We start from the raw sequence: 11,217 nt of genomic DNA on the forward strand, positions 1-11,217 counted from the left end.
CATCGACTATGGTGACGGAGTGAAGATCGCGCTCATGGACTCCGGAATCGGGCTGCTGGCGGCGGCCGCCGCGGTGCGCCGGCTCAGGCCCGACGCCGATCTGGTCCTCTCCTCCGACCCCGGCAGCATGCCCTGGGGCCCTCGCGGCTCCGAGGACATCGCCCGGCTCGCGCTGGCCGTCGCCATGGCCGCCGCGGCCCATCGCCCCGACGCCCTGATCGTGGCCTGCAACACCGCGTCGGTGCACGCGCTGCCCACGCTCCGGGCCCACCTGGAGCCCGAGCTGCCGGTCGTCGGCACGGTGCCCGCGATCAAGCCCGCGGCCGCCGGCGGGGGCCCGGTCGCGATCTGGGCCACCCCCGCCACCACCGGCAGCCCCTACCAGCGCGGGCTGATCGAGCAGTTCGCCGCGGGTGTCGACGTCACCGAGGTGCCGTGCCCCGGCCTGGCGGACGCGGTCGAGCACGCCGACGAGGCCGCCGTGGACGCCGCCGTCGCGGCCGCCGCCGCACTGACCCCGGCGCGGGTGCGCACCGTGGTGCTGGGCTGCACCCACTACGAACTGGTCGCCGGACGGATCGGCGCCGCCCTCGAGCGTGTCGTCGGTCACCGGCCCGAGCTGCTCGGCTCCGCGGGCGCGGTCGCCGCCCAGGCGCTGCGACGCGTCGGCGAGCGTCACGCCGCTGCGGGCGACGCCGGTACGGGCGACGTCGGTGCCCTGGCCGGCTCGGGCACGCTGACCGTGCTGCACGGCGGCGTCGAGTCGCGGCTCACCGAGGCCGCCCTCTTCTACGCCGAGGGCCGCGGACTCCGCGAGGTCAGCGCGGCGCGCTGAGCCCCCGTCTCGCCGATCGTGCGGTCGGCGCGGAAGCGGGGCGAGGCCGGCGTCGGGCGCTGAGGCGCCGCGCGGGCGAGCATGGCTTCGGGCGAGGTCGCCGGCAGCGCTGAGTTCCGGGCGAGGCCGCGGCAGTGCTGAGTGCCGGGCGAGGCCGCGGCAGCGCTGAGATGCCGCATCGGTGGCTTACGGCAGTGCTGAGATGCCGTACCGGTGGCCGCCAGGCCGGGCGAGACCAACGTCACCGGACCGGGGCCGGGCCGGGGCAGGGGCGCCCGGGTACCGTCGAAGCCGTCCGACTCCTCCCACCTCTCGCCGGTTTCCGCCCGCCCGGCGGCGATACCTCGCCCTCGGCACCCCGCCGACGGTCCGCCGGCCTGATCCGGGCCTCTGACATGCGCCTTAGACTCCACCAGGTGACCGTCACCGCACCCACCACCGAAGCCTCGGGCGACCAGCCCTCAAGCGGGGCCGCCGCGCCCCGCGGCCGGACCGCCGCCCGGCTTCGCCGGCTCCTGCCGGCCGCGGCCGCCGTCCTCTCCGGCCTGCTGCTCTACGCGAGCTTCCCCCCGCGCACCCTGTGGTGGCTCGCCCTGCCCGCCTTCGCCGTCCTCGGCCAGGCGCTGAGCGGCCGCCGTTGGAAGCCCGCCCTCGGGCTCGGCTACCTCTTCGGCCTGGGCTTCCTGCTGCCGCTGCTGGTGTGGACCGGCATCGAGGTCGGTCCCGGGCCGTGGCTCGCCCTGGTCGCCGTGGAGGCCCTGTTCCTCGGGCTCACCGCGGTGGGCATCGCGGCCGTGTCCCGGCTGCCCGCCTGGCCCCTGTGGGCGGCGGCGGTGTGGACGGCCGGCGAGGCCGTGCGGGCGCGTTTCCCGTTCGGCGGCTTCCCCTGGGGCAAGGCCGCGTTCGGCCAGGCCGACGGCGTCCTGCTTCCGCTGGCCGCCCTGGGCGGCACCCCGCTGCTCGGTTTCGCCGTGGTGCTCAGCGGCTTCGGGCTCTGCGAGGCGGTCCGGCAGGCATGGTCGGCGCGCCGCACCCGGGTCGTGCGCCGAGGCGCCGCGGCCGCCGCGCTGCTGAGCCTGCTCGCCCCGTTCGGCGCCGCGCTCGTCGCGCGCGCCGCGGTGGACGCCGGCGCCGAGGACGGCACGGCCACCGTCGCCGTGATCCAGGGCAACGTGCCGCGCCTGGGCCTCGACTTCAACGCCCAGCGGCGCGCGGTGCTCGACTACCACGTCCGTGAGACCGAGCGCCTCGCCGACCGCATCGCGGCAGGCAAGGCGGAGCGGCCCGACCTGGTGCTGTGGCCGGAGAACTCCTCGGACATCGACCCCTTCGCCAACGCCGACGCCGCCGAGGTCATCGACCGCGCCGCCAAGGCCGTGGGCGCCCCGATCGCCGTCGGCGGCGTGGTCGAGCGGGACGGCAAGGTCTACAACGAGCAGATCCTCTGGGACCCCGAGAAGGGCCCGGTCGACACCTACGACAAGCGGCAGACCCAGCCCTTCGGCGAGTACCTGCCGCTGCGCCCCCTGATCGGCGCGATCAACGAGACCTGGACCAGCATGGTCCGGCGGGACTTCAGCCGCGGCACCACCCCGGGCGTCTTCGAGATGAACGGCACCGGCGTCGGGCTCATCACCTGTTACGAGGCCGCCTTCGACTGGGCGGTGCGCGACACCGTGACCTCCGGCGCCCAGCTGCTCTCGGTGCCGAGCAACAACGCCACCTTCGGCCGCAGCGAGATGACCTACCAGCAGCTCGCCATGTCCCGGGTGCGGGCCGTCGAGCACGGCAGGACGGTGACCGTGCCGGTGACCAGCGGGGTCAGCGCGATCATCCTGCCCGACGGCCGGGTGACCGCGCGCACCGGCATGTTCGTCCCCGGCACCCTCGTGCAGGAGGTGCCGCTGCGGTCCTCCAGCACCCCGGCGACCACCCTGGGCACGCTACCCGAGTGGGCCCTGGTCCTGGTCGGCGCCGCGGGCGTCGCCTGGGCGGTCGGGCGCACCGTGCGGACCCGAAGGTCCGGCACGGGCCGATAAGGTTCACAGCATGGCGACTCCGGACTTCATCCGCACGCTCCGCGCCAGCGCCGGGCACCAGCTGCTGTGGCTGCCCGGCGTCACCGCGATCGTCTTCGACGAGGACGGCGGCCGCGTCCTGCTCAACCGGCGCGCCGACACCCGCCGCTGGGCGGTGATCGGCGGCATCCCCGACCCGGGGGAGGAGCCCGCGGCCTGCGCCGTGCGCGAGGTGTTCGAGGAGACGGCCGTGCGGTGCGTCCCGGAGCGGGTGCTGAGCGTGCAGGCGCTCAAGCCGGTGACCTACGAGAACGGCGACATCTGCCAGTACATGGACATCACCTTCCGCTGCCGCGCGGTGGGCGGCGAGGCCCGGGTGAACGACGACGAGTCCCTGGACGTGGCCTGGTTCCCGGTGGACGCCCTCCCGGAGCTCGACGCATGGGCCGTGACGCGGATCAAGCAGGCGCTGTCGGACGCCCCCACATGGTTCGACCCTATGAGCTGACCCGTAAGTGTGGTCGCTGACCACATGGGTCGGGGTGGGGTGGCTGCCTAGGGTCTGACCATGACCGAGCAGCCCAGCACCCCCGGGGGCCTCGACTCCCCCCTCGATCCGTCCCCGCCCGACCTCTGCGGCCGCACCGCCCTGGTGACCGGCGCCGCCGGCGGCATCGGGCGCGCCTGCACCCTGCGTCTGGCCGCGGCCGGCGCCACGGTGCGGGCGGTGGACCGTGACGGACACGGCCTCGCCGAGCTGGCCGGGCAGGCGTCCGGGCTCAAGGGGACCGTCGAGCCCCAGATCCTCGACCTCACCGACCTGGACGCCGCCGAGCGGGCCGCCGCCGGCGTCGACGTGCTGGTCAACAACGCCGGGATCCAGCTGGTGCGGCCGGTGCACGAGTTCCCGCCGGACGTCTTCCACACGGTGCTCACCGTGATGCTGGAGGCCCCGTTCCGCCTCATCCGCGGGGCGCTGCCGCACATGTACGAGCAGGGCTGGGGGCGCATCGTCAACATCTCCTCCGTGCACGGCCTGCGCGCGTCCGCCTTCAAGTCGGCCTATGTGTCCGCCAAACATGGGCTCGAGGGCCTCTCCAAGACGGTGGCCCTCGAGGGTGCGCCCCATGGCGTCACCTCGAACTGTGTGAACCCCGGCTATGTGCGCACCCCACTGGTCGAGAAGCAGATCACCGACCAGGCGGCGGTGCACGGCATCCCCGAGGACCGGGTGGTCTCCGAGATCCTGCTCCGCGACACCGCCGTCAAGCGGCTGATCGAACCGGCCGAGGTCGCCGAGACGGTGGTCTTCCTCTGCGGCCCGGCCGCCGCCATCATCACCGGATCGTCGTACGTGATGGACGGTGGCTGGACCGCGCACTGACCGGTGCGAACCGCTGCGCGCGGGGCGGCGGACCGCCGCCGTCCCGCGCCCGAGAGGCCGTTGTCCACAGGGGTGTCCCGGGGCCCCGGCCATGGTGAATCCTGTGCCCATGCCCCACGATCACCCGCAGAGCGTGCCGCCGCCGGTCGCCCGGCCGTCCGCGGAACCGTCCGCTCCACCCCGGCCCGCCGACGCGGCGGCCGCGGTGCCGTCCGGCGCCCCCGACGCCGCGCCCGCCACGGTGCCCGTACCGGCGCCCGCGGTCGGGCCCGTCACGGGGTTCGCCTCCGCGCCCGCCGCCGGGCCCGGTTCCGAGGCGGCGGCCGGGACCCCGGCCGGGACCCCGGCCGCGCCCGGCCCGGCCGCGGCACCCGACGCCGAGGACGGCGAGGCGCCGGGCGGGGCCGAGACGCCCTTCCTGGAGCTGCTGGCCCGCGGCGCCTCCGCCGATGCCTACGACCGCCCGGTGCTCGTCGCCCGGGCCGAGGGGCGACCCGCCACGGAGGTCGCCGCCCTGCGCCGGGCCCGGGACCTCGCCCTGCGGGTGCGCTCCGAACTCGAGGGCCGGCGCCGCCGCGAGGAGGAGCTCTCCGCGCTCTTCGCCACCGCCCACGACCTGGCCGGCCCCCGCGACCTCGACGCCGTGCTGCGGGCCATCGTCCAGCGCGCCCGCTCCCTCCTCGGCACGGACGTCGCCTACCTCTCCCTCCACGACCCGGCCCGGGGCGACACCTACATGCGCGTCACCGAGGGGTCCGTCGCCGCGCGGTTCCAGCAGCTGCGCCTGGGCATGGGCGAGGGCCTCGGCGGCCTGGTCGCCCAGACGGCGCGGCCCTACGTCACCCAGGACTACTTCAAGGACGAGCGGTTCCTGCACACCGGAGCCATCGACGCCGGCGTCCACGACGAGGGCCTGGTCGCCATCCTCGGCGTCCCCCTGATGCTGGGCGACCACGTCATCGGCGTGCTGTTCGCCGCCGACCGGCGCGCCCGCGTCTTCGAACGCGGCCAGATCGCCCTGCTCAGCAGCTTCGCCGCCCTCGCCGCCGCCGCCATCGACACCGCCAACCTGCTCACCGAGACGCGCTCCGCCGTCGCCGAGCTGGAGCGGGCCAACGAGATCATCCAGGACCGCAGCGCCGTCATCGAGCGCGCCTCCGAGGTCCACGACCGCCTCGCCGAACTGGTGCTGCGCGGAGGCCAGGTGCACGACGTGGCCGCCGCCGTCTCGGAGGTGCTGGACGGATCGGTGTCCTTCGCCGACATCACCGCCGTCCCCGCCCTGGCGCTGGAGGCGTCCCGCGCCGAGGGCCACGCGGTGCCGCACGGCGACGACTGGATCGCCGCCGTGACCGCGAGCCGTGAGCTCCTCGGCGCCCTGGTGCTGCGCGGACACCCCGTCCTCGACCCGGTCGACCAGCGCACCCTGGAGCGCGCCGCCATGGTGACCTCCCTGCTGCTGCTCGCCCGCCGCTCCGCCGCCGAGGCCGAGCAGCGGGTCCGCGGCGAGCTCCTCGACGACCTCCTCGACGCCCGCGACCACGACCCCCGGCTGCTGCGGATGCGCGCCGCCCGCCTGCACGCCGACCTCGACGTCACCCACGTCGTCCTCGCCGCCCGGCTGGACGCCACCGCGCCCGGCGGCGACGCGGAGGCCGAGGCCCGCCGCAGGCTCTGGTCCGCCGCCTCCCACCTCGCCTCCACCCGGCACGGCCTGGCCGCCGCCCGCGACGGCGGGACGGTGCTGCTGCTCCCGCTGCCGTCCGGCCACAGCGCCACCGCGCTCGCCCGCGACGTCGCGCGCAGGCTGAGCACCGCGGTGCACGACGCGGTCACCGTCGGCGCGTCCGCGCCGCAGGAGGTGCTCTCCGGTGGGCCCGACCAGGTGGCCGTCGCCTACCAGGAGGCCCGCCGCTGCCTCGACGCGCTGCGGCTCCTCGGCCGGCCCGGCGACGGCGCGGCCGCCGAGGACTTCGGCTTCGTCGGCCTGCTGCTCGCCGGTGACCGGGACATCTCCGGCTTCGTCGACCGCACGATCGGCGAGGTGATCTCCTACGACGAGCGGCGCGGCACGGACCTGGTGCGCACCCTCGACGCCTACTTCGCCTGCGGGATGAGCCCCGCCCGCACCAAGGACGCGCTCCACGTCCACGTCAACACGGTGGCGCAGCGCCTCGAGCGGGTGGGCCGCCTGCTCGGCGAGGACTGGCAGCGCCCCGACCGGGCCCTCGAGATCCAGCTCGCCCTGCGCCTGCAACGCCTGGCCTCCGCGCCACGGGGCTGAACCGCGCGCCACCGGGTCGGGAACAGTCCCCGTGCGCCTGGAGGGGCCGGCGCCGGGGCACGGTGCCGACGTCCATGAACGGCGCCGACGTCCCTGACCGGTGCCCGAGCCAGGGTCGGTGCTCCCCGGGTCCGCGTGCCCGGGCTCGGCTTCGTGTGCCTGAGGTCGGGTTGCTGCCCGGCCGGGCTTCGCGCGCCCGATGTCGGGTTGCTGCCCGGCCTGGCTTCGTGACCGAGGGCGGTGCGGAGTTCTGCTCTGGTTCGCGTGCCCGAGCCTGGTGGGTGCCCGACTTCGGTCTCACGTGCCGAGGCCTCCGAGACCCATGGGTACCCGGCATCGGCCGCGCGTGACCGAGTGGCCCGGATCGCGCGCCCGAGGTCGCCACGGTGCCCCCAGGCCCGAAACCGGCCCTCAGGCGCCGCGACCGCGTCCGGTTCCGGCACGCGAAGGTCCCGCACACCGCTCGGGTGCGCGGGACCTTCCCCGTCCCCGGGGCGGGGAAGCGAGCCGCCCCGGGGACGGGCGTCAGACCGCCTGCTCGCTGCGCGCCGCGCCGGCCGGCGCGGCGGGGGAGCCCGCGGCTGCGGCGGTGCCGTCGATGTCGTTCAGGTCCCGGTCGCGGGTCTCCTTCGCCACGACCACCGCGATCAGCGTGACGACCGCCGCGGCGATCACGTACAGCGAGATCGGGGTGGAGGTGCCGTAGCTCTGCAGCAGCGCGGTCGCGATCAGCGGCGCGGGAGCACCCGCCGCCACCGAGGCGAACTGAGCGCCGATCGAGGCGCCCGAGTACCGCACGCGGGTGGAGAACAGCTCCGAGAAGAACGCCGCCTGCGGGGCGTACATGGCGCCGTGCAGGACCAGACCCACCGTCACCGCGGTGAGGAGGGCGAGGAAGCTGCCCGAGTCGATCAGCCAGAAGAAGGGGAACACCCACAGGCCGATGCCGGCCGCGCCGAGCATGTAGACCGGGCGGCGTCCCCAGCGGTCGGACAGCGCGCCCCACGCGGGAACCGCGCAGAAGTGGATCGCGGAGCCGATCAGCACCGCGTTGAGCGCGGTCTGCTTGGACAGTTCGACGGCTTCGACCGCGTACACCAGGATGAACGCGGTGATCACGTAGAACGAGATGTTCTCCGCCATGCGGGCGCCCATCGCGATCAGGATGTCCTTCCAGTGGTGCCGGAAGACGGCGACCAACGGCAGCTTCTCGGCGGCGCCCTCGGCCTTGCGGGCCTCGGCCGCGGCCAGCGCCTGCTTGAAGACGGGCGACTCGTCGACCGACAGGCGGATCCACAGACCGATCAGGACCAGCACGCCGGACAGCAGGAACGGAATGCGCCAGCCCCAGGACGTGAAGGCGCTCTCCGACAGGGTGGCGGTCAGCAGCGCCAGCACGCCGGTGGCCAGCAGCTGGCCGGCCGGGGCGCCGGTCTGCGGCCAGGAGGCCCAGAAACCGCGCCGCTTGGGGTCGCCGTGCTCCGACACCAGCAGCACCGCGCCGCCCCACTCGCCGCCGAGCGCGAAGCCCTGCACCAGCCGCAGCACCGTCAGCAGCACCGGGGCCGCCCCGCCGATCGCGGCGTGGGTCGGCAGGAGGCCGATGAGGAAGGTCGCGCCGCCCATCATCAGCAGGCTGATCACCAGCAGCTTCTTCCGGCCCAGCCGGTCGCCGTAGTGACCGAACACCAGGGCGCCCAGCGGGCGTGCCAGGAAGCCGACCGCGTAGGTCAGGAACGCCAGGAGGGTGCCGACGAGCGGGTCCTCGTCCGGGAAGAACAGGGTGTTGAACACCAGCGCGGCGGCCGAGCCGTAGAGGAAGAAGTCGTACCACTCGATGGTGGTGCCGATGAGGCTCGCGGCAACGATCTTCTTCAAGCTGTTCGGCGTCGGGGGCGCGGCTGCCGATGAGGCCATGGTGACCACTTCCAGGTATGGGGAGGGGACGTCTACGTGTCGGCACACCGTAGGAACCCCCAGGTCAGGCGCACATGTGGCGGGGCAACATAGTTTCGGCCGCCGCAGTGCGTGCCCCCACCATGACGGTGCGACCGTTCCTCGCCAGAGCCCCTCCAGGGGCCGGAAACCGCCCCGCAGAGACCCTGTCCGAGTTGCCCTGCCGAGGACCGTTTTGGAACCGCCGTGCTTATTCCCGTGCTGACTTCGTGCTGACTAAAAGCCCACGTCATCTCCCGTCATCACCTGTCCCGTGCTGACTTGGTGCTGACTACGCTCCGTTGAACTCGGGCATCCGGGACTGATCGGGCTCGGAGTCGTTGAGCGGGGAGCTCTCGCGTTTGCTTCCCGTTTCGAAGGTGCGCCTGGAAACAAACCCGTGCCTCCCCGACGTTGTGAGACTCCTGGCGGATGAGGGGAAGGTGTCGGAGCTGAAGCTGTTCCGGGCGACGAAGGAGGGGGCGATCGAGGTGGCCCCGCGTCTTGCTGAGGTCGAGGCGGACGTGCAGCGCCTCATCGAGATGAACATGGAGACGCTGCTGGGCGTCAGGTTCCTCGCGAGCGAGTACGTCATCAACTGTGTCGACGGCGGACGCATCGACTCCCTCGGGATCGACGCGACCGGCGCGCCCGTGATCGTCGAGTACAAACGCGGCACAGACCCGGGCTTGATCAGCCAGGGGCTCTTCTACATGGCCTGGCTGACGGCTCACCGCGATGTGTTCCGCCACTTGGTGCGCGACCGTCTTGGGGCCGCGGCGGCCGCCCAAGTGAGGTGGAGCGCACCCAGATTGATCTGCGTCGCCGGCGACTTCACCCGCTACGACATCCACGCCGTGCGCGAGCACCGGCGGAGGATTGAGCTGGTGCGCTACCGGCTCTTCGGCACGGACCTGATCGGTTTGGAGCCGGTCGCCTCGCCCACGCGGACCCCGCACCGAGGCAGCGAGGCACACCGCGGTCATCGTGCGGTCGACACCAGGCGCACCGGTCCGGTCCAGACGCGGATGACGGAGCTGGTGAACGCCGTCGACGAGACGCTGCTCGGCCTGGGACGGGACATCACGCGGGTCGAGAACCGCACCTACCGGGCTTACCAGCGTGTACGGAACTTCGCGTGCGTGTGTCCTCCGCAGCGGTCGAAGCTGCTGGTCTACCTGCCTCTCGACCCGCGGAGCGTCGATCTCGTGCCCGGGTTCACCAGGGACGTGTCGCGCATCGGGCATCACGGCACCGGGGATCTCGAAGTGCGGCTGCGTACGGAGCGGGACCTGGAGGCCGCGGCGGAGTTGTTCCGCCTCAGCTACGCCGTGGCGTGACGACCGGAGCCGTCAGTCCCTGCCGAGGAATTCGTGCGCGCCGCGGAGTCTGGTGCGCAGCTTCCGCTGTGTGACGCGGCTGTCGAGACGTACGTCCAGAGGACTCGGATACGGACTCTCCGCTCGAAGACACGTGGGCAATTGGGAAGGGTCGAGACCGTCGCGCCCGGCGATCAGGGCGCCGAGTTCGTGGCGACTGAGGGCGTCGGCTCCGCCGAGGTGGTGGATGCCCCGCGCGTCCGATGCCGCGAGCTCCAGGAGGGCCTCGGCCAGGTCGGTCACGTGGATGGGGCAGCGGATGTCGTCCGTGGACAGAGCACCCGCGCGAGTGCCGGCGGCCAGTTCGTGCACCGTGCGTTCGTGTTGGGATTGTCCGCCGCCGATGATCAGCGAGGTGCGCGCGACGACGCTGTCCGTGTGCACCAGGCGGACTCCGGTCTCGGCTGCGGCCTTCGCCGCTCCGTAGGGTGTGATCGGGTCGGGTAGTTGCGCCTCGTCGTAGTGGAGGCGGTTGCGGCCGGAGAACACGGCGTCGCTCGAGACGTGGATCAGTCGGCTGCCCGACCTCGCGGCGGCGAGCGCGAGCCGGACGGGACCTTCGGCCGTGACCGCCCAGTCGGCAAGGCCGCTGGAGGCGTTGATGACGACCTGGGGACGTGCCTCGGCCATCACCCGCTGGACCTGATCGGTGTTCCGGAGGTCGAGCCGGTACCAGGCGACGGGATGCCTGCCGTCCCTGGGAGGTCGGGAGGAATGGGTTGCTGATGTCGCGTGACCTGCTGTGACCGCTCGCCGGACCAGTTCGGTGCCGAGGAATCCTGAACCGCCGACGATCAGCATTTCCATGCCGTGCCCCTTCCCGCTATCCGCTCCCTGGGCCGTCGAGTTCCGCGACGCGCAGTTGTCGCACGCGCACGTTCCAAGTGATTCCCGAGCGGCTTGGCGTCGGCACCTGTGGGCTCGGCTTCGGAGACGGATTGGGGATAAGCGGCACCGGTCCGATGGTCACCGCCGCAGCAGGATCACGGCGTATCCGGGCCCGTCCGGGCTGCGCTGCAGCTCCTCCAAGGCCCAGCAGGCCGACTCTGCGACCACTTCCGTGATCTCCTCCGACGTGGGGAACCAGTAGTCGAACCATGTCGTGGCGATGCCGGCGGCGCGGACGCGGATGCGGGCCTGGCCGCGGGAACGGCCTCGCTCCACGTTCCAGGCGTGGTAGGCGGCGTGGATGCTGTCGTCTCCGCCCGGGTCCGTCCCCGTCCCGATCAGCCGGCCGCCCGGCCTGGTCACCATCGCGAGAGCATCCAGGACCTGAGGGGCCGTCTGAGAAGCTGTTGTCCTTCCGAACCTGATGTGCGGGTTTCTGCTGGTCAGACGTACTGTTCTCGTTGTCGAGGCAGTCTGAGCGGGTCTTGTTTCCC

Annotated in this window: 9 protein-coding genes; 6 read left to right on the forward strand and 3 right to left on the reverse strand. The window is 73.3% G+C overall.

Translation table 11 applies throughout. The features are described 5' to 3' along the window. Positions 1-19 precede the first annotated feature (19 nt). From ABT026_RS27845 to ABT026_RS27865, 5 genes are all read left to right on the forward strand, one after another. Positions 20-835, forward strand: a complete 816-nt coding sequence (locus ABT026_RS27845) for a glutamate racemase (protein ID WP_351117915.1) — start codon at positions 20-22, stop codon at positions 833-835. Between the two features lie 416 nt (positions 836-1,251). Next, on the forward strand, positions 1,252-2,874 hold the full coding sequence (lnt, locus tag ABT026_RS27850) for an apolipoprotein N-acyltransferase (protein WP_351117916.1): 1,623 nt from the start codon (positions 1,252-1,254) through the stop codon (positions 2,872-2,874). A 10-nt stretch (positions 2,875-2,884) separates the two neighbouring features. Next, positions 2,885-3,361 (forward strand): NUDIX hydrolase, encoded by a 477-nt coding sequence (locus ABT026_RS27855; RefSeq protein ID WP_351117917.1) that lies wholly within the window; start codon positions 2,885-2,887, stop codon positions 3,359-3,361. 60 nt (positions 3,362-3,421) lie between these two features. Next, the gene (locus ABT026_RS27860; RefSeq protein ID WP_351117918.1) at positions 3,422-4,237 is read left to right on the forward strand and encodes a 3-hydroxybutyrate dehydrogenase; all 816 of its coding nucleotides are present in this window, start codon (positions 3,422-3,424) and stop codon (positions 4,235-4,237) included. Between the two features lie 109 nt (positions 4,238-4,346). Continuing rightward, positions 4,347-6,521, forward strand: a complete 2,175-nt coding sequence (locus ABT026_RS27865; RefSeq protein ID WP_351117919.1) for a helix-turn-helix domain-containing protein — start codon at positions 4,347-4,349, stop codon at positions 6,519-6,521. Positions 6,522-7,046: 525 nt separating this feature from the next. Here ABT026_RS27865 and ABT026_RS27870 read toward each other — a convergent pair. Then, positions 7,047-8,438: an MFS transporter gene (locus ABT026_RS27870; RefSeq protein WP_351117920.1), complete on the reverse strand. Its 1,392-nt coding sequence runs from the start codon at positions 8,436-8,438 to the stop codon at positions 7,047-7,049. 461 nt (positions 8,439-8,899) lie between these two features. Between ABT026_RS27870 and ABT026_RS27875 the strand changes: the two genes are divergently transcribed. Then, positions 8,900-9,796: a DUF5655 domain-containing protein gene (locus ABT026_RS27875; protein ID WP_351117921.1), complete on the forward strand. Its 897-nt coding sequence runs from the start codon at positions 8,900-8,902 to the stop codon at positions 9,794-9,796. Between the two features lie 12 nt (positions 9,797-9,808). Here the strand turns inward: ABT026_RS27875 and ABT026_RS27880 are convergent, their stop codons facing one another. Continuing rightward, positions 9,809-10,642, reverse strand: a complete 834-nt coding sequence (locus tag ABT026_RS27880) for an SDR family oxidoreductase (protein WP_351117922.1) — start codon at positions 10,640-10,642, stop codon at positions 9,809-9,811. Positions 10,643-10,801: 159 nt separating this feature from the next. Further along, positions 10,802-11,089: a hypothetical protein gene (locus ABT026_RS27885; protein WP_351117923.1), complete on the reverse strand. Its 288-nt coding sequence runs from the start codon at positions 11,087-11,089 to the stop codon at positions 10,802-10,804. Positions 11,090-11,217: the final 128 nt, after the last annotated feature.

This window comes from Streptomyces sp. NPDC002734 (assembly GCF_040295685.1).
In the GTDB taxonomy this organism is placed as follows: domain Bacteria; phylum Actinomycetota; class Actinomycetes; order Streptomycetales; family Streptomycetaceae; genus Streptomyces.